At 54.8% G+C, this 18,122-nt stretch carries 15 protein-coding genes and 1 tRNA gene; 7 read left to right on the forward strand and 9 right to left on the reverse strand.

Going from position 1 to position 18,122, the window contains the following annotated elements:
* Positions 1 to 17: 17 nt before the first annotated feature.
* The 3 genes from LC417_RS00600 to katG all read left to right on the forward strand — a co-directional run bounded on the left by LC417_RS00600 (position 18) and on the right by katG (position 6,614).
* The gene (locus tag LC417_RS00600) at positions 18 to 1,115 is read left to right on the forward strand and encodes an efflux RND transporter periplasmic adaptor subunit (RefSeq protein ID WP_061901299.1); all 1,098 of its coding nucleotides are present in this window, start codon (positions 18 to 20) and stop codon (positions 1,113 to 1,115) included.
* Positions 1,112 to 4,207: an efflux RND transporter permease subunit gene (locus LC417_RS00605; RefSeq protein ID WP_223565333.1), complete on the forward strand. Its 3,096-nt coding sequence runs from the start codon at positions 1,112 to 1,114 to the stop codon at positions 4,205 to 4,207. Before LC417_RS00600 ends, LC417_RS00605 begins: the two co-directional genes overlap by 4 nt.
* A 187-nt stretch (positions 4,208 to 4,394) precedes the next feature.
* Positions 4,395 to 6,614, forward strand: coding sequence for a catalase/peroxidase HPI (gene katG, locus LC417_RS00610; protein WP_223565334.1), 2,220 nt, complete (start codon positions 4,395 to 4,397; stop codon positions 6,612 to 6,614).
* A 127-nt stretch (positions 6,615 to 6,741) separates the two neighbouring features.
* On the opposite strand, the gene LC417_RS00615 is transcribed toward katG, so the two are convergent.
* The 4 genes from LC417_RS00615 to LC417_RS00630 all read right to left on the reverse strand — a co-directional run bounded on the left by LC417_RS00615 (position 6,742) and on the right by LC417_RS00630 (position 8,845).
* Complete coding sequence (locus tag LC417_RS00615; RefSeq protein WP_223565335.1) at positions 6,742 to 7,764, reverse strand: type II toxin-antitoxin system HipA family toxin; 1,023 nt, start codon at positions 7,762 to 7,764, stop codon at positions 6,742 to 6,744.
* Entirely contained in the window at positions 7,761 to 8,072 is a 312-nt protein-coding gene (locus LC417_RS00620) for a HipA N-terminal domain-containing protein (RefSeq protein WP_033758331.1), read from the reverse strand. The genes LC417_RS00615 and LC417_RS00620 overlap by 4 nt, the downstream gene beginning before the upstream one ends.
* Positions 8,057 to 8,401, reverse strand: a complete 345-nt coding sequence (locus LC417_RS00625) for a helix-turn-helix transcriptional regulator (RefSeq protein ID WP_111534010.1) — start codon at positions 8,399 to 8,401, stop codon at positions 8,057 to 8,059. Before LC417_RS00625 ends, LC417_RS00620 begins: the two co-directional genes overlap by 16 nt.
* A 368-nt stretch (positions 8,402 to 8,769) precedes the next feature.
* Positions 8,770 to 8,845: transfer RNA gene (locus tag LC417_RS00630), tRNA-Asn, on the reverse strand.
* A gap of 333 nt (positions 8,846 to 9,178) precedes the next feature.
* Between LC417_RS00630 and LC417_RS00635 the strand changes: the two genes are divergently transcribed.
* The gene (locus LC417_RS00635) at positions 9,179 to 10,300 is read left to right on the forward strand and encodes a Gfo/Idh/MocA family protein (protein WP_061901303.1); all 1,122 of its coding nucleotides are present in this window, start codon (positions 9,179 to 9,181) and stop codon (positions 10,298 to 10,300) included.
* A 90-nt stretch (positions 10,301 to 10,390) separates the two neighbouring features.
* Here the strand turns inward: LC417_RS00635 and LC417_RS00640 are convergent, their stop codons facing one another.
* The 3 genes from LC417_RS00640 to LC417_RS00650 all read right to left on the reverse strand — a co-directional run bounded on the left by LC417_RS00640 (position 10,391) and on the right by LC417_RS00650 (position 13,332).
* The gene (locus LC417_RS00640) at positions 10,391 to 11,221 is read right to left on the reverse strand and encodes a glycosyltransferase family 8 protein (protein WP_061901304.1); all 831 of its coding nucleotides are present in this window, start codon (positions 11,219 to 11,221) and stop codon (positions 10,391 to 10,393) included.
* Positions 11,222 to 11,233: 12 nt separating this feature from the next.
* Positions 11,234 to 12,616 carry a D-arabinono-1,4-lactone oxidase gene (locus LC417_RS00645; protein ID WP_223565336.1) on the reverse strand — a complete coding sequence of 461 codons (1,383 nt, stop codon included), beginning with the start codon at positions 12,614 to 12,616 and terminating at the stop codon, positions 11,234 to 11,236.
* Positions 12,617 to 12,699: 83 nt separating this feature from the next.
* Complete coding sequence (locus LC417_RS00650; protein WP_010247970.1) at positions 12,700 to 13,332, reverse strand: TetR family transcriptional regulator; 633 nt, start codon at positions 13,330 to 13,332, stop codon at positions 12,700 to 12,702.
* A gap of 151 nt (positions 13,333 to 13,483) precedes the next feature.
* Between LC417_RS00650 and LC417_RS00655 the strand changes: the two genes are divergently transcribed.
* Positions 13,484 to 14,023, forward strand: coding sequence for a DUF2058 domain-containing protein (locus LC417_RS00655; RefSeq protein WP_010247968.1), 540 nt, complete (start codon positions 13,484 to 13,486; stop codon positions 14,021 to 14,023).
* A gap of 16 nt (positions 14,024 to 14,039) precedes the next feature.
* Here LC417_RS00655 and LC417_RS00660 read toward each other — a convergent pair whose 3' ends face one another.
* Positions 14,040 to 14,738 carry an RluA family pseudouridine synthase gene (locus tag LC417_RS00660; protein WP_223565337.1) on the reverse strand — a complete coding sequence of 233 codons (699 nt, stop codon included), beginning with the start codon at positions 14,736 to 14,738 and terminating at the stop codon, positions 14,040 to 14,042.
* Here LC417_RS00660 and LC417_RS00665 point away from each other — a divergent pair.
* The gene (locus tag LC417_RS00665; RefSeq protein WP_154210388.1) at positions 14,728 to 15,030 is read left to right on the forward strand and encodes a hypothetical protein; all 303 of its coding nucleotides are present in this window, start codon (positions 14,728 to 14,730) and stop codon (positions 15,028 to 15,030) included. The genes LC417_RS00660 and LC417_RS00665 overlap by 11 nt on opposite strands.
* A 116-nt stretch (positions 15,031 to 15,146) precedes the next feature.
* On the forward strand, positions 15,147 to 15,407 hold the full coding sequence (locus LC417_RS00670; RefSeq protein WP_010247965.1) for a hypothetical protein: 261 nt from the start codon (positions 15,147 to 15,149) through the stop codon (positions 15,405 to 15,407).
* A gap of 431 nt (positions 15,408 to 15,838) precedes the next feature.
* Here the strand turns inward: LC417_RS00670 and LC417_RS00675 are convergent, their stop codons facing one another.
* Positions 15,839 to 17,761: a methyl-accepting chemotaxis protein gene (locus LC417_RS00675; protein WP_223565338.1), complete on the reverse strand. Its 1,923-nt coding sequence runs from the start codon at positions 17,759 to 17,761 to the stop codon at positions 15,839 to 15,841.
* Positions 17,762 to 18,122 lie beyond the last annotated feature (361 nt).

Below are 18,122 nucleotides of genomic sequence, written 5' to 3' on the forward strand. Positions count from 1 at the left end.
ACTGTTGAAGGTAATCTATGCTCAGGTTCAATCCTGCCATTCTGGTTGTTTGTCTGCTGCCACTGGCGCTGGCGGGTTGCCGGGATAATTCACCCAAAGACGATCCGCGCACGCAGCCGCCGCTGGTCAGGGTCACAAAGGTCATCAGCGCCACCGATGGCAGCCGTGCGTTTAGTGGCGTCGTGGTTGCCCGGGTTCAGAGCGACCTCGGCTTTCGGGTCTCAGGAAAAATCCTCGAACGGCTGGTGGATAGCGGCCAGCGGGTGACGCGCGGTCAGCCGCTGATGCGGCTCGACCCGGCAGATCTCCGGCTGCTGGCCCAGGCTCAGCAGCAGGCCGTTGCCGCCGCGCAGGCACGCGTCAGACAGGCCAGCGCCGATCAGGCGCGTTACCGCACTCTGGTGGCAACCGGGGCAGTTTCTGCGTCGGCATACGACCAGATTCGTGCCGCTGCGGCCACCGCTCAGGCTGAGCTGAAAGCCGCCCAGGCGCAGGCCAGCGTGGCAGGTAACGCCAGCGGATATGCGCTGCTCCTGGCTGATGACGATGGCGTGGTGATGGCAACGCTGGCGGAGCCGGGTCAGGTTGTGAGTGCCGGTGAGGCCGTCATCAGACTGGCCAGATCCGGACAGCGCGAGGCGAGCGTTCAGTTGCCAGAGACCCTTCGCCCGGCAGTGGGAAGTGAGGCAAAGGCAACGCTGTATGGTGCGGACAGTGCGCCGGTTTCTGCCCGGCTGCGCCAACTGGCTGATGTGGCCGATCCGATGACGCGCACCTTTGAGGCGAGATATGTGCTGGAGGGCACACTGGCCAGCGCTCCGCTGGGAGCCACCGTCACAATCACGCTGCCAAATAAACCGTCGCAACCGCTGCTGCAGGTTCCGCTGGCGGCGATCTACGATGCCGGTAAAGGGCCAGGCGTCTGGGATATTACCGGCCAGCCCGCTACCGTTGCCTGGCGGCCGGTGACGGTGGTGTCGATAAGTGACGAGGCGGCCACCGTCACGGGTCAGCTTAATGCTGGCGATCAGATAGTGGCGCTGGGCGCGCATCTGTTGCAGCAGGGGGAGCGCGTGCGCCCCGATGACGCTGCCGTTGCCGGGAGCCAGCCATGAGCCAGGGACGCTTTAATCTGTCAGCGCTGGCCGTGCGCGAGCGCGCTATTACGCTGTTTCTGATCATCCTGATTACCGTGGCGGGCGTCTTGTCCTTTTTCGAACTGGGACGGGCAGAAGATCCACCGTTCACCGTAAAACAGATGACGATTATCTCCGCCTGGCCGGGTGCGACGGCTCAGGAGATGCAGGATCAGGTGGCCGAGCCGCTGGAAAAGCGTCTGCAGGAGCTGAGGTGGTATGACCGTAGCGAGACGTACACGCGCCCCGGTCTGGCTTTCACTATGTTATCCCTGCAGGACAAAACGCCGCCTTCCCAGGTTCAGGAGGAGTTTTACCAGGCGCGTAAGAAGCTGGGTGATGAGAGCAGAAATCTGCCTGCCGGGGTCATCGGGCCGATGATCAACGACGAGTTCTCCGACGTGACCTTTGCACTGCTGGCGCTGAAGGCAAAAGGGGAGCCGCAGCGCCTGCTGGTTCGTGAAGCGGAATCACTGCGTCAGCGACTGCTGCATCTGCCTGGCGTGAAAAAGGTCAATATCATCGGTGAGCAGAGTGAACGCATCTATGTGTCGTTTTCACACGATCGGCTGGCGACACTCGGCATCACTCCGCAGGCAATTTTTGCTGCGCTGAACGATCAGAATGTCCTGACGCCAGCGGGATCGATTGATACGCAGGGGCCGCAGGTCTTTATCCGCCTGGATGGCGCGTTCGATAAACTGGAAAAAATCCGTGAGACGCCGATTGTGGCGCAGGGGAGAAGCCTGAAGCTGGCGGACGTGGCTACGGTGACCCGGGGTTACGAAGATCCCGCCACCTTTATGGTGCGCAATCAGGGCGAACCGGCGCTGCTGCTGGGTATCGTAATGCGTGAAGGCTGGAACGGTCTGGAACTCGGCAAGGCACTGGCGGCTGAAACCGCCCGCATTAACCAGGCGATGCCGCTGGGGCTCTCACTGACTCAGGTCACCGATCAGTCCGTCAATATCCGCTCGGCGGTTGATGAATTTATGGTTAAGTTCGTCGTGGCGTTGCTGGTGGTGATGGTGGTCTGCTTTGTCAGCATGGGCTGGCGTGTCGGGGTAGTGGTCGCGGCTGCGGTGCCGCTCACCCTGGCGGTGGTGTTTGTGGTGATGGAGGCTTCCGGCAAAAACTTTGACCGCATCACGCTGGGTTCGCTGATTCTGGCGCTGGGCCTGCTGGTGGACGACGCCATTATCGCCATTGAGATGATGGTAGTGAAAATGGAAGAGGGCTACGACCGCATTAAGGCTTCTGCCTATGCCTGGAGTCATACGGCGGCACCAATGCTGGCAGGCACCCTGGTTACGGCCGTCGGGTTTATGCCCAATGGGTTTGCGCAGTCCACGGCGGGCGAGTACACCAGCAATATGTTCTGGATAGTCGGCATCGCGTTGATCGCCTCCTGGATCGTCGCGGTGGTGTTCACCCCTTATCTTGGCGTAAAGCTGCTGCCAGCCATCAAAACGGTAGAAGGCGGCCACGCAGCGATCTACAACACCCGCCACTACAACCGCTTTCGCCGCCTGCTGACCCGCGTGATTGCCCGTAAAGGCTGGGTGGCAGGCGTGGTGATTGCCCTGTTTATCGCCGCTGTGCTCGGTATGGCGCTGGTGAAAAAACAGTTTTTCCCGACCTCAGACCGGCCTGAAGTGCTGGTTGAAGTTCAGCTCCCCTACGGCAGCGCCATAGAACAGACCCGCGCAGCGGCTGAAAAGGTTGAGACATGGCTTAAACAGCAGCAGCAGGCAAAAATCGTCACCACCTATATTGGTCAGGGGCCACCGCGTTTTTATCTGGCGATGGCACCGGAACTGCCCGATCCGGCCTTTGCTAAGCTGGTGGTACTGACCGACAGTCAGGACGCGCGTGAGGCACTGAAAACGCAGCTGCGCGCCGCCATTGCCAGCGGTCTGGTGCCTGAAGCGCAGGTTCGTGTAACGCAGCTGGTGTTTGGCCCATACTCCCCTTATCCGGTGGCGTGGCGGGTGATGGGGCCTGATCCGGCCCATCTGCGCGCGATTGCCGATCGGGTGGAAGCGGTCCTGCGGGCCAGCCCGATGATGAGGACGGTGAACACCGACTGGGGCGCCCCCGTGCCGACGCTGCATTTCTCACTGGATCAGAACCGGCTGCAGGCTGTGGGGCTGACATCCAGTGACGTCGCCCGGCAATTACAGTTTCTGCTGTCGGGCGTGCCTGTCACTACCGTGCGGGAAGATATCCGCGCGGTCCAGGTGGTGGGGCGTGCGGCCGGAGAAACCCGGCTCGATCCGGCTAAAATCGCCGACTTCACGCTGGTGGGCGCCGCCGGTCAGCGTATTCCCTTATCGCAGATTGGTGATGTGCAGGTGAAAATGGAAGATCCCGTGCTGCGGCGGCGCGACCGCACGCCGACCATCACCGTTCGGGGTGATATCGCCGATTCCCTGGAGCCGCCTGACGTCTCGACGGTGCTGAACAAAGCCCTGCAACCGATCATCGCGACGCTGCCCGCGGGCTACCGCATTGAACTGGCCGGTTCAATAGAGGAGTCCGGTAAAGCGACCCAGGCGATGGCCCCACTGTTCCCGATCATGATTGCGATCACTCTGCTGATCATCATTCTGCAGGTGCGTTCTCTGTCGGCGATGATCATGGTCTTTCTGACTGCGCCCCTCGGGCTGATTGGCGTCGTGCCGACGCTGCTGCTGTTCAGTCAGCCTTTTGGTATCAATGCACTGGTCGGGCTGATTGCCCTGTCGGGCATACTGATGCGTAACACGCTGATTCTGATAGGGCAGATCCACCACAATGAACAGGAGGGTCTGGCACCCTTTGATGCAGTGGTCGAAGCGACAGTGCAGCGTGCCCGTCCGGTGCTGCTGACGGCAATGGCGGCGATTCTGGCGTTTATTCCACTGACCCACTCGGTGTTCTGGGGAACGCTGGCCTATACCCTGATTGGTGGGACGCTGGGCGGCACCCTGATCACGCTGGTTTTCCTGCCCGCAATGTACGCTATCTGGTTCCGCATCCGCCTGCCGGGCAGCAAAACGGCAGTTGTGAAACCGGCGCTGTCGGAATAGTCTCAGGGTGACGGTTGCCGCTTCGCTGCTCTCTGCAGCCTGGCAGCAACCGTCAATTCATTGTTTTAAGCTTTTGAAGAAGGTGTATAAAAAGGTAAAAGCTATCAAACAGATAGGATGAGACAGGTGTGCGATCCTGAAAATCCTCTATAGAGTAGCGATGAAAATACAAAAAAGAGGTGTGACCATGAGCAATTCCATTGATGAAGATGCAAAAGATGCAAAGCCTATTGTCGAAGCCGATCGCGAAGCGCCCGAGGGCAAATGTCCTTTTCATGCCGGTAAGCCTTCTCAGGAAAATCAGGCGCCGGGCGGCGGAACAACTAACCGCGACTGGTGGCCTAATCAACTCCGGGTTGACCTGCTGAACCAGCACTCATCCCGTTCGAACCCGCTTGATGAATCCTTCGATTACCGTAAAGAATTTGCCAAATTAGATTACTCAGCGCTGAAAGCTGACATCAAAGGGTTGCTCACCGAGTCACAAGCCTGGTGGCCCGCTGACTGGGGCAGCTACATCGGCCTGTTTATTCGTATGGCCTGGCACAGCGCCGGAACCTATCGCTCCGTGGACGGACGCGGTGGTTCAGGTCGTGGTCAGCAACGCTTCGCACCCCTAAACTCCTGGCCAGACAACGTCAGTCTGGATAAAGCGCGCCGCTTACTGTGGCCGGTTAAACAGAAGTATGGTCAGAAGATCTCCTGGGCCGACCTCTACATTCTGGCGGGCAACGTCGCGCTGGAAAACTCCGGATTCCGTACCTTTGGCTTTGGTGCCGGACGTGAAGATGTCTGGGAACCGGATATGGATGTGAACTGGGGTGAAGAAGCCGCCTGGCTGGAACACCGTCACCCGGAATCCCTGGCGCAGTCGCCACTGGGCGCTACCGAAATGGGTCTGATCTACGTGAACCCGGAAGGTCCGGAACACAGCGGCGATCCTGCCTCTGCGGCCCCGGCTATTCGCGCCACTTTCGGCAACATGGGCATGAACGACGAAGAGATCGTGGCATTGATTGCTGGTGGACATACGCTGGGTAAAACCCACGGTGCCGCACCGGCCAGCCACGTCGGTGTCGATCCGGAAACTGCACCGATTGAGGCGCAGGGCCTGGGCTGGGTCAACAGCCACGGCACGGGCGTTGGCGCAGATGCGATTACCTCTGGTCTGGAAGTAATCTGGTCTCAGACGCCAACCCAGTGGAGTAACTACTTCTTCGAGAACCTGTTCAAATATGAGTGGGTTCAGACGCGCAGCCCGGCCGGTGCCATCCAGTTCGTGGCAGCTGATGCGCCGGATATTATCCCGGATGCGTTTGACGCCGCGAAGAAACACAAGCCGACCATGCTGGTGACCGATCTGACGCTGCGATTTGACCCGGAGTTTGAAAAGATTTCGCGTCGTTTCCACAACGATCCGCAGGCGTTCAACGAAGCCTTTGCCCGTGCCTGGTTTAAACTGACTCACCGTGATATGGGGCCAAAAGCGCGCTACATCGGACCTGAAGTCGCGCAGGAAGATCTGATCTGGCAGGATCCGCTGCCTGCACCGGTTTATCATCCAACCGTGGCGGATATCGCGCAGCTGAAAGAGAAAATCGCTGCAACCGGCCTCAGCGTCAGCGAGCTGGTTTCGGTTGCCTGGGCCTCGGCATCAACCTTCCGTGGCGGCGACAAACGTGGTGGTGCCAACGGTGCCCGCCTGGCGTTGCTGCCGCAGCGTGAGTGGGACGTCAATGCCGTCGCGGCACGCGTGCTGCCGACGCTGGAAGCGGTGCAGCGTGAAGCGCACAAGGCTTCACTGGCAGATGTGATTGTGCTGGCGGGTGTGGTCGGCGTTGAGCAGGCGGCGAAAGCAGCTGGCGTTGAAATTGACGTGCCATTTACTCCGGGCCGTGTTGATGCGCGTCAGGATCAGACTGATATCGAGTCATTCGATCTGCTGAAACCGCGTGCAGATGGTTTCCGTAACTACGGTACTGGCTTCGGCAAAACCACCACCGAAAATCTGCTGATCGATAAAGCGCAGCAGCTGACCCTGACCGTGCCGGAGTTAACGGTGCTGGTTGGCGGAATGCGTGCGCTGGGTGCTAACTTTGATGGCAGTCAGCACGGCATCTTCACGCACCACACAGGGACGCTGAACACAGACTTCTTCGTGAATCTGCTGGATATGCGCACCGAGTGGAAAGCCGCTGATTCGACCAATGAGAAATTCATTGGACGGGATCGCGTCACTGGCGAAACCCGTTTCACCGCCACGCGTGCCGATCTGGTGTTTGGCTCCAATGCGGTGTTACGCGCCTCGGCGGAAGTCTACGCCAGCAGCGACGCCCGTGAAAAATTCGTCAAAGACTTTGTTGCCGCCTGGACCAAGGTGATGAATCTGGATCGGTTTGAACTCTGATTGCTGTTGACGTTATAAAACCTGAAACCCGCTGATATTAGCGGGTTTTTTTTTATGAGAGCAGGTGAGTTATTCGACCGCTTAACTATCCTTTTACAACCCAGGTACAACAGGTTAATGGCATCATTTAAATTTCGGTCACTGCCAGTAACGTGATTCTTCGGGCCACGTAGGCAAGTACGGCTTCCCGCTGCGATTCAGGCATATGACTTTCATTATAAGTATCGATAATAAGCTGATGATGACTCACCACCTCGGAAAGCCATTTTCGTGCCAGTGTCGGATTAATATCCATACCCTGGGCAAGCAGGATAAAGTCTGCACCCAGATATTCTCCGTACTCTGAATTCATCCCCGGTGCGTTTCCTGCATCATTTTCTTCGCGTTCCAGCAGGGGCAAAGCTAAATACTCTCCAAACGCTGCAGGGTAGGGCACAACGCTGATAAAGTCATAAACCGGGGCCAGCCAGGGTGAACCCTGCGGAGGCAGGATAATCCCGATATTGCGCAGATGAAAATCATTGTTTCCCAGCACATAGGCATACACGATGCGCAAAAAGAGGTCACGTTTACTCTTTAAACTGCTGTTCACTCTGGTATTCAGGAATTTAGCGGCTTTCTCGTAACTGATGGCTTTATGATTATCAATCCTGCCATATTTATCGCCGAGACCCATCGCGCCATCCAGCTGTTCCTGATGTAATCTCGCGTTATCTGACGCTGTCCGGTCATACCTTTTAATGACAAACGCCAGTTCTTCTGGCCGATTTTCATCGTGTCTGAATGGCATCAGCCCGAACGGGGGTACGTCAAATTTCAGACGCTGCATAACGCACATAGTGGCATGCTCGTTTTCTGCCAGGTGTGGGTATTCTTCCGGAGAGGGTTTCAGGATATAGGTGCCATCATTGCTGACGACCACCAGTTCTCCCTTTGCCAGGCGAAGCGACAGTTTGGGTTGATAGCCTGAAATGCTCATGCCTTTCTGACGTTCAGGGAGTTCCTGAATAAACTGACTGCGCGTAAACGGCAGGCTAAGAGCCACATTCAGACTACCCAGCAGATGCCGGATGCCTTTTGTTGAGTAGCCGGTTTTTAGCTCAGATTCTTTAAGCCGTTTTAATGTGATCAGGCAGCGTTCTGAATTCATGATGTTATCTCTTTAAAGACGACTGCCCCAAGCAAATCGTTGCCATTTTCCATCAGTAAGCCGAACAGATCCTTATCATCAATTTTTTGAATTTCAGAATAGCGTTTTCGCAACCAGCCTTCCGGCGCTAAACCTTTAAAGAAGGGATGTAGCTCTTCACTTAAATAGGGCTCAGGTCTTACCGGCATGCTGAGAGATATCGCACAGCCGACATAAGTGGGCAGGTAGCAGAAAGTATAACCGCTTTGCCCTTCACTCAGTGTTCCTGCCAGCGTGTTGTAAAGCCACACCTCTATTTTTCGAGCCATACTTTTATACCCAGTTCTTTAAGCAAGGCGTGAAGATTTATTGCCTTTGCAGAAGATGGTTTAGCAATCAGTCGTTTAAATGTTGAGAGTGATACACCAATCTGAATCGCCATCTCTTCATAGGTGATGTTTTGTCGTTTGAGTTCATTGGCCAGTAGTTGTGGCAGTGTCGGAAACGTCAGATCACTCAGCTCCGATCGGGTGTCCGGTTTGTCCGCATTTATTGCTTCTGTTGTGGTTTCTCTACTCAAAGCTAACCCCGCCAATACCTTTTGCCGATCTGACTCAGAAAGGCTTAGTAGCGAAGATTTAATCTCATCAAGGTTCATTTTTGACCTTTTCTGCAATTTCAGTACGTTTTTGAAACGATATGGTCCGACTATAGTACTAAAAGGGTCATTTTTGAACTATTTACCGGTATCATCTTCTCAGCTTACAGCCAGACTGTGAAATATGCGGATGAAAGGTCATTTATGACACTTTAAGTCACTATTAATGCATTTGTTAAAGAGAGTATGAGATGTAGGGGTCAGAAATGAACCTTTAAGTGAGGGCGGCACCGAATGTCTAAGTATCAGGCACTAACGAAAAGAACCGGGAATTTGAAGAGTAAACAGACTGAGTAAGACGCAAAAATTTTATCAGAAGTATGAAAAGCAAAAAGCCCGCTTAGTTTCCTAAGCAGGCTTTTCTAATTTGGCTCCTCTGACTGGACTCGAACCAGTGACATACGGATTAACAGTCCGCCGTTCTACCGACTGAACTACAGAGGAATCGTTTGAACGGGGCGCATAGTAACGGCCACGCCGGGCCATGTCAAAGCTCTTTTTCATAAATCAGCGCGACTGCTGAAATAGTCGCCACTATGGCGTTTTAAGCACTGAAAGAGCTGCCTGTGCGGCTGACTCATCCGGCAAAACGGCACGTGTAAAACTGAGGTGTTTATGAGGTGTTATGGCGCTGTATAGCCCTTGTCAGGCGGCCAGGCGCGTGATTTAACCGGATAGTTTTTTACGGGCGTCACAAAGTGTGGATTCTGGCTTTGTCAGCAATAAAAACGAAACGTAGATTCCATTTCAACCCTGAACTGAATCTCTGGAGTTGAAATGAACAAAGTCAGAATCGGCATGATTGGCAGCGGCTATATCGGACGCTGCCACGCGATTGCTTATGCGCAGGCTCCCACCGTATTTGCGCTGAAAGGCGAAATCGTGCGGGAGATGCTGGCTGAAGTGAACCCCGAGCTGGCCGCCCGTCAGGCGGCGACCTTTGGTTTCGCGCGTTCGACGGGGGACTGGCGCGCGCTGGTCAGCGACCCGGCGATTGATGTCGTGGATATCTGCGCCCCCAACTTCCTGCATAAAGAGATGGCGCTGGAGGCAATACGCCATGGCAAACACGTTTATTCAGAAAAGCCGCTGTCATTAAGCGTGGCGGATGCGCAGGAGATGGTGGCGGCAGCCGATGCGGCAGGGGTTAAAACGCTGGTAGGCTTCAACTATATGAAAAACCCTACCAGCCAGCTGGCGAAAGAGATCATTGCCAATGGTGAGATAGGCGACGTGGTGCATTTCTACGGCACCCATAACGAGGATTATCTCGCCAGACCGGAAACGCCGCTCGACTGGCACTGTCAGAAAGCGCTGGCAGGTCTCGGTGCGCTTGGCGATCTGGCGGCGCATATCGTTAATATGGCGCACTACCTGGTTGGTGACATTGCTGAGGTCAGCGGCGACATGATGACGGTGATCGCCTCACGGCCTGACCCGAAAGAGCCTGCGCGGCAGTTACCGGTCGAAAACGAAGATCAGGCCAGCGCGCTGCTACGCTTCCATAACGGTGCGCACGGCGTCATTGAAACCTCACGCATCGCCTGTGGCGCAAAGATGGGACTGACTTACGTTGTCACCGGCACCAAAGGCACACTGCGCTACACCCAGGAGCGCATGGCGGAGCTGGAACTCTATCTGCATGATGAACCGGCCGGGCGTCAGGGATTTAAAACTATCCTGACCGGACCAGCACACCCTGACTACGCAAATTTCTGTGTTTCTGCCGGACACGGCATCGGCTTTAACGATCAGAAAACGGTGGAGATTCGCGACCTGATCAACGGCATCGCAGCGGGCGACCGCATGTGGCCCGATTTTGCAGAGGGATTGCAGGTTCAGAAGGTACTGGAAGCGATTGCTGACTCAGCAGTGCAACGCCGCTGGATTGAGGTATAGGGCAGAATCAGAGGGATAGAGGGTATTGCCGATGTGTTGATTAACACTGGCGGGCAGGGCGGGAAACGTTGGCTTCCCGCCCATAGCCGATCAGATCAGACCGCTTTTTTCCCACCACAATTTATCCAGCGCATAAAAGCGATCGCGCTGACTCTCGGGCTGGCTGAGATCGCGTTTCCACGGTTTTGCCAGAATATAGTGCAGGTTCTTCACCTCATCATCGTGCCAGAGACCGCTGTGCTGAAACGGCAGCGTTTTCAAGGCATTGTAGATGTAAGAGAGCGGCTTCCAGCGATCGGCAAACACTTCGTTCAGCAGATCCTGCTCGGAGAAGGGATAGTTACTGAGATCATCAATGGCGGCAATACGCTTTTCCAGTGCGTCGAACATCGCATTATCGGGCTTCAGCACCAGAAAACCGCCGTTCAGGTAAAGATCCACACTCTCTGGCGCCTTTTCACCGCGCGCCTGCCAGGTATAGTGGCACTGCTCAGGCTGCCACTCTGCCGGATAAGAGGCAATCTGGTTGGGATTACAGCGGCAGGCGTGACAGGCGGCGAGCGGGTTATCGCCCAGATCCAGGGTAAAAAGCTCATCCATGTTTTGAAGGACCAGCATATCGGCATCCAGAAACACGACGCGCTCATAATCGGTTAGCTGCCAGGCGCGCAGCTTGGTCCAGACTTCGCCGAACTGCGCCGATGCGTAGTGCTGATCCAGATCGTCGCGCGGATAGAGGGGGTCGACCGGTTTAATCACACAGCCCTCATCCTGCAAAATCTGACAGTCAGACGCTGAAATCGCCGGCGTGGTCATCACCACCAGCGGCCACTGGCTCTGGCTCTGTTGCAGCGAACGGTGCAGCGCTTTCACGCCCACCAGATAATCGGGTTGTGTTAACAGCGTTACCCAGGCAAACATAACTTTCCTCAATCAGTCAAAAAGTGGCGTGATGTAGTCGTTACCCAGTCGGCCCTGTGGGTCGAGCTGGCTGCGCAGGGCGCGGAAGGCGTCCCACTGCGGATAGATCTCACGCCAGTTGTAGCGTTCTTCATCGTAATATTTGCCCCAGTGCGGGCGTCCGCCCTCTTCGGCCAGCAGTTTTTCCACTTCAGTCAGGAAGTGCAGGCCTTCCTGTGACAGCGAACCATCGTCGGCGTAATAGACCACGAAGCCGAAAAAGCAGGTTGGCTGGTCAGCGGCCGGACTGAGCCAGGCCGATGATGCACCGGTGCAGCGCAGGATAATCGGGTAGTGCATATGCGGACGGTTCCCGGCATACCACTGCTTGATGCGGCGAATGATGGCCGGGGTTTTTGCCAGCGGCACGCCGATTTCCACATTGATCTGCGGCACCGCAATGCCGCGGCAGAAGAGCTGGTAAATGTCACCGGTAACATCGGTGAAATCACGAAAACGGGTGACGGTGCGAAACTGTTTTCCCCCTTTGCCCTCAATCTGCGTATCGCGGTGCATATGCGCCAGCGTCTGGTCGATGGTGTCGTTGAGGCTTTCGTCAACATCGCCCTCATGTTCCACCACCTGACGACCCTGCGCTTCGTAGCGCTGACGCTCTTCATCACTCGCCTCATGGGCGTTCCAGACGTGCATCAGGTTGTCATCGACAAACCACCAGGCTTTGCTCAGCGGATAGTCGTTGTTCCAGCGCAGCAGATCCTCTTCAAGGGTATCGGCAGAGACGGCATATTTGTGGCAGGTGAAGATGCTAAACGGCTGGGTACGCAGGGTTACCGCGGTAACAATGCCTAGTGCGCCCAGTGAGACCTGCGCTGCCGGGAAGTCAGCGTCGCCACGAACAAATTCGCGCACGCTGCCATCGGCCAGCACCATTCTGATTGCCAGCGCTTCGTCGGCAATCGAACTCTGCTGCAATCCCTGGCCGTGCGTTCCGGTGGCCATCGCGCCCGCCAGTGTCTGAATCGCAATCACGCCTGGCGATGAAGCCAGCATGCGGTTCATTTCGGTCAGGCTGCGATAGACCTGCTCAAGCGGGGTCGCGCCACCAAAGGTCACGCTCTGTTCATCACTGGCAAGCTGGCCGCTCAGGGCGCTGAGATCGAGCAGCACATCGTCATCACTGACATGCAGCATACGACCAGGCGACAGCTTGCTGCCGATCACCCGAATCTGGCCGTGTGACTCCCGGATAAGTCTCTGTAATTCCGCTTCACTGGCGGGACGCTGAACCTGGTGACGGCTGCCGATTTGCGCGTTCTGCGCCCAGTTCCACAGCGCATCATCATCGGGTTCAACATGGGTCTGACGAAGCGGATAGAGGCGTGCATCTCTGCTCACAACAGCATTCCTTATTATTGCATTTTAGTGACAAGTATCAGTAAGCGTAGACTATGGCTAAGCGCAGCCCGGCCTGCGGGCAATTATTTGCGGATATAGCGTAACGTTGCGGTTACAGCCAGCTGACGATTGCGGCGGATACTCTCTGCTTCGCTGTTGTCCGGGCTGAAAAGGGCGTTGAAGGTGTAGCGGTTTGAGACGTGATGAACGCAGATACTGCTGATCAGGCGATGGACATCGATGGTCTGCACATCGGCAGTGAACACGCCCTGTTGCTGACCGCGTGCCAGAATGTCATCCAGCAGATCCAGCGCGCTGCGATTAAGGGCTTTAATCTGCGGCGACTGGGTGATGTAGCGCCCGCGCAACAGGTTCTCACTGCAGACCAGCCGGATAAAATCGGGATGCTCGACATGGTAATCAAAACTGGCTTCCACCAGGCGGGTCATGGCCAGTTCCGGCTCCATCGCCGCCAGGTTCAGGCCGGTTTCGTGCTGACGTATCTGCTGATAAACCTGCTCCAGCACGTGGATATAAAGCTGCTCTTTACTGCCAAAGTGATAGACCACCATGCGTTTAGTGGTTTGCGCATGCTCAGCAATCTGCTCCAGCCTGGCACCCTGCATACCAAACTCCGCGAAGGTTTTCAGTGCGCCTGCGATAATGCGTTTTTTCAGCCCTTCAGGGTCATTTTTACGTTTTGTTAGCTCTGACATGGTGCTCAATAAGGTGATTTTGACCGGGGAATGTTAGCACAGTGTTGAGAGGCTGCCCGCAATCGCGGGCGTGGCAGGTTCGGCAACCTGGTACAGCCCGGATGATTACAGGTATAATCCCGGACATTATTTCACAGGTTCAGAGACGACAATGACAAAACTCACCTTGCAAGAGCAGATGCTGAAAGCGGGATTAGTATCCAGCAAAAAAATGGACAAGGTTCAGCGGACAGCGAAGAAATCCAGGGTTCAGGCACGCGAAGCCAGAGCGGCGGTGGAAGATAACAAAAAAGCGCAGCTTGAGCGGGATAAGCAGCTGAACGAGCAGCAGAAGCTGGCTGTGCTGTCTAAAGAGTACAAAGCGCAGGTCAAACAGCTGATCGAAATGAACAAAATTGACGTGGCAAGAGGCAACATCAGCTTCAATTTCACCGACAATAACCTGATCAAAAAGATTATGGTGGATAAACTGACGCAGACTCAGCTGATCAATGGGCGTCTCGCCATTGCCCGCCTGGCGGCTGACAATAATGGCGAGAGCCAGTACGCTATCATCCCGGCCAGCGTAGCGGATAAAATTGCGCAGCGTGATGCCAGTGCCATCGTATTAAACAGTGCATTAAGCGAAGAAGCACAGGACGAAGATGATCCTTATGCTGATTTCAAAGTGCCCGATGATTTGATGTGGTAACAGCGCGCTGACGCATTCAGAACGGGCTGTCGGCAGAGAGTTGCAGCGTGCTGCCGCTGACAGGATGAACAAACGTCAATCCGCTGGCGTGCAGCATCAGTCTCTCTGCCTGATCCGCGCCAGGCAGCAAAAGCCCGCCGTAGAGATCACAGCCCAGAATCGGGTGCCGCAGCTGCTGACAGTGAATGCGCAGCTGATGGGTGCGCCCGGTTTCCGGCATCAGTTCAACCCGCGTGACCGGCAATCCCTTTCCCTTTTTTTCCTGATAATAACCGCGTTCTATGACCCGGTAGCGTGAGCGCGCAGGTTTCCCCTGGATCGGGCAAATCACCATCCGGGGAAACTGCGCCGGATCTTTCGCTATCGCGGCATCAATGACGCCTTCGTCATCGGCAAGGTGCCCGCACAGCAGCGCCTGATAAGCTTTACGCACGCTGCGCTGGCTGAATTGCTGGCAGAGTGCCGCATTAATCGTTTTGCTGCGTGCGACGACCATCAGCCCGGAGGTGCCAAAATCGAGCCGATGAACCAGCGCGCAGCCAGGAAAAAGCTTCACCAGCCGATGATGCACCGAATCGAGGTTTTGCGGATTTTTGCCTGACAGGCTCAGCAAACCGCTGGGTTTATTGATCACCAGCAGATGGTCGTCCTGAAAGAGAAGGGTTATCTCATCAAAGCAGGGCGGGGCGATAAACGTATCGATAATGGCAGACATCGGGCAACCGGCAGGTAAATGGCAACGGATCATAACCGATTGGCCGGTCACTGACGATGCTGCGCGCAGCCATTATTCTTCGCTGATCGTTTCCCCGCTTTGCGTGAAGAGTGACTGGCCAGCCTGCTGCGTTTCAAATTTGCCATGGGCAGCAAAAACGGAGCAGACCGTCGCAGCCAGCAGCGTAAGGAGAATGGAAAGTTTCATGGTGACATCCCATCGTGAATTTAAAAGCAAGTCTGACAGGAAGGGCGGCAGAGACAAACAGAACAATCCGGAAAAAAAACATTAAGTACATTTGTTCAGCAAGTTGCGCGATTTTTAGTGATAAATTCGGGCAGTTCTCTCTTTTACGACTACAGTCTCTGGTGAGGTTGTCATCAATTCGTATCTAATGGAGGATTTTCTGTGTTATTTCAAAACGACGAGAAAGGCCACGTCATTATTGGCGAAGCGGCACTAAGCCTTGCCCTGGGTGAAAAAGAAATCAGTATCGCAACACTCTTTACCCAACTGGGTTATATGGCGAAATCTGAAAGCAACGCGGATCGGCTGACGAAAATCGCCGAAGCCAGAAGCTGGCTGAGTAGTTTTGAGTCACCGGCGATTGCTCAACAGCAGGTGCCGTACCTGCAGACGCTTGCAAGCCTGAACGAAGAGCTGAACTAGCAGTAACGGAACTGATGCCAATGGACGTAGTCCGGCTCCGGCCGGAAAACGACGAAGCGGATGACCTCATCGGTTGCGCGAAAGCGTAGACCGGCCGGAGAAGCTGTCAGGGACGACAACTCTCTCTCCCTCGCTTTCTGTACAGACCGATCGCGATTCTTATCTACCCTCATTTCAAAGCCAGCCGGGATATAAACCGGAATCATCAGGCACGAGCCAGCTTGTTTCAGCTGTCGTGGCCGAAATATGACCTTCCCTCAGTTTCCGGATGCTCGCCTGACCATGTCATTCCCGCGTTAACCACTACGGCTTATTATCTTCTGATTAATCAGATCACTTATTTGTCTGAAGAGGGCTGTTATTTCAGCCAGCCTCAATCAATTAAGGCTGGCTCTATTTACGGTCAGACAGAATTAACGCTTCGCTAACCGTTAAAAGCTTTCCCAGCTTGAGTCTGCTGATGCATTAACGGGCACAGCGGGTACTAAACGCGGTGACAGGGCAGGTGCGCCCCGGCTGCTACTGCTCTGCCCGGGAGAGAGACGGAATACGGCCACTGTTTTTTCCAGTTCATCAGCCTGAGATTCCAGTGAGCTGGCTGCGGCGGAGGACTCTTCAACCAGCGCGGCGTTCTGTTGCGTCGTGGTATCCATCTCGGCCATTGCCGTGGCGATCTGAGAAATGCCGCGGTTTTGCTCGTCAGAGGCGGCAGCAATTTCACCCATAATATCTTTAACCTGACTGACAGAGCGGACGATGTCATCCATGGTGGTACCGGCGCGTTCCACAAACTCAGAACCATCATGAACCCGATCAAGTGACTCGCGTATCAGCGTTTCAATCTCTTTGGCGGCCAGTGAACTGCGCTGGGCCAGATTTCTGACTTCACCGGCAACCACCGCAAATCCGCGACCCTGCTCTCCGGCTCGTGCCGCTTCGACGGCGGCGTTAAGGGCCAGAATATTGGTCTGGAAAGAGATGCTGTTGATGACGTGAATGATCTCGCCGATTTTGCCCGAACTCTGGCTGATGTTGTTCATGGTTTCGATAACGTCACGGATAATCTCGCCACCACGTCCGGCATTCACTGACGCGTCTGTCGCCAGCTGACTCGCATGGTGAGCGTTCTCCGCATTCTGTTTCACCGTTGAAGAGAGCTCTTCCATGCTGGCCGCGGTCTGAACCACTGCGGCAGACTGCTGTTCTGTGCGGGATGAAAGATCGGTATTACCTGCCGCGATTTCCGCCGAGGCACGCGCCACGCTGCTGACGCCATCACGCACGTTGGTGATGATATTCTGCAGGCTGATGTTCATTGCATCTACCGCCTGCATCAGCTGACCTAACTCATCACCACGTGTGGTTTTCAGTGAGGTTGTTAAATCACCGCTGGCAATACGTTGCGCTGCGTTCAGCGTCTCTTTCAATGGCAGCGTAATGTTGCGGGTGATCCGCCAGGCAATCAGCAGACTCAGCACCACACAAATCAGCGCGGCAAAAGCAATGCGCCACTCCGCCTGTTTGATAAATTCAGAGGATAGCTGGGACTGATAGGCAAAGGTATCGGAGACCACCGCATTGAGCCGCTCTGCGGTGGTGGTCAGGCCCGCCGATTCGCTCTTTTCTTTCTCTGTCGCATCGACATAGCGCGTTAAAGCCTGGCGTTGCTGCGTCAGAGTGCTGAGCACATTTCGCGTTACGTCATTAATATTCGGCTGGGCGAAAATATCCAGTTGCTCGCTCAGGGTGTTGATAGCGGTGTATTCTTCAAGAATCGCCTCTCTGCTGGCCTCAGACGGCTTATCGAGAAACGCTTTTTCAACATTGGCCGCATCAAACAGCGCTGCGGCCAGGTGCATGACCGGCAGCGCCGCATCGGGTGTCAGAGCCATATCGAGTGATTCAAACTGATGCGCAAGCGCAATCAGGGCACCCGGTTTAATGGCATCAAAGGCGCTGCTTGTCGCCTGCGCAGCCGTCACGAATGTCTGGCGCTGATTCTGATAATCGTTAAGTAACTGCCCCATCAGCGCGACTTTCTGCTGGCCCATCTCATCCCATTTGAATCCATCCAGCCGTTTATAAAGGGCATCTAACTCCTTCAGGGCCTGAACGTTCTGCGTGGCAAATTTGGGATCTTTGGTGTACTGGTAGAGGGTGCGGTTAAGGCGTGCCTTGCTTAACGTGTTTACCATCTCCACGGTAATCGTGCGCCGGGCGGAGTTGTCTTTAATACTGCGAAAACAATCGAAAGCGATAAAAGTAATGGCGAGGGAGGCAGCAATGACGACGATAAAACCGACGCCCAGTTTTTTCCCAATTTTAATATCGGAGATGCGTTGAGCAAGGCCCATAAGGTTCACCTTTAGTGAGATATCAGAAGCAGAGAAGAGGCTGTTAAATAATTCAAAGATAATCTTCTTATCGTCAGCGCCAGACTAATCTTTAATATTATTTATGCTTACTCAATGATCTGATTATTGAGGCTTTCATTATTCTCAAGGGAAACTATCTGCCTGCTAATCTTTGATTTACTTCGTGTAATGTATTGATAATTTTGATTAAAATTATGATTCCCGTGCCTGCTGCAGTCTTTACATTACCTGAATAAATAGTTATTGATTTTGATCAAATAAGTCCCGGATAAAAGAATCGGTCAGGCGCAGAGGGATGATTTTTCAATAAATACTTATCAATGAAATTATATTTTTATTA

Source organism: Pantoea sp. OVA07A, from assembly GCF_019969975.1.
In the GTDB taxonomy this organism is placed as follows: Bacteria; Pseudomonadota; Gammaproteobacteria; order Enterobacterales; family Enterobacteriaceae; genus Pantoea; species Pantoea agglomerans.

Excerpts from the sequence above, each read along its gene's own strand:
- LC417_RS00600 (WP_061901299.1), top strand. The coding sequence starts at position 18 with ATGCTCAGGTTCAATCCTGCCATTCTGGTTGTTTGTCTGCTGCCACTG.
- LC417_RS00605 (WP_223565333.1), top strand. The coding sequence starts at position 1,112 with ATGAGCCAGGGACGCTTTAATCTGTCAGCGCTGGCCGTGCGCGAGCGC.
- katG (WP_223565334.1), top strand. The coding sequence starts at position 4,395 with ATGAGCAATTCCATTGATGAAGATGCAAAAGATGCAAAGCCTATTGTC.
- LC417_RS00615 (WP_223565335.1), bottom strand. The coding sequence starts at position 7,764 with ATGAATTCAGAACGCTGCCTGATCACATTAAAACGGCTTAAAGAATCT.
- LC417_RS00620 (WP_033758331.1), bottom strand. The coding sequence starts at position 8,072 with ATGGCTCGAAAAATAGAGGTGTGGCTTTACAACACGCTGGCAGGAACA.
- LC417_RS00625 (WP_111534010.1), bottom strand. The coding sequence starts at position 8,401 with ATGAACCTTGATGAGATTAAATCTTCGCTACTAAGCCTTTCTGAGTCA.
- LC417_RS00635 (WP_061901303.1), top strand. The coding sequence starts at position 9,179 with ATGAACAAAGTCAGAATCGGCATGATTGGCAGCGGCTATATCGGACGC.
- LC417_RS00640 (WP_061901304.1), bottom strand. The coding sequence starts at position 11,221 with ATGTTTGCCTGGGTAACGCTGTTAACACAACCCGATTATCTGGTGGGC.
- LC417_RS00650 (WP_010247970.1), bottom strand. The coding sequence starts at position 13,332 with ATGTCAGAGCTAACAAAACGTAAAAATGACCCTGAAGGGCTGAAAAAA.
- LC417_RS00655 (WP_010247968.1), top strand. The coding sequence starts at position 13,484 with ATGACAAAACTCACCTTGCAAGAGCAGATGCTGAAAGCGGGATTAGTA.
- LC417_RS00665 (WP_154210388.1), top strand. The coding sequence starts at position 14,728 with ATGGCAGACATCGGGCAACCGGCAGGTAAATGGCAACGGATCATAACC.
- LC417_RS00660 (WP_223565337.1), bottom strand. The coding sequence starts at position 14,738 with ATGTCTGCCATTATCGATACGTTTATCGCCCCGCCCTGCTTTGATGAG.
- LC417_RS00675 (WP_223565338.1), bottom strand. The coding sequence starts at position 17,761 with ATGGGCCTTGCTCAACGCATCTCCGATATTAAAATTGGGAAAAAACTG.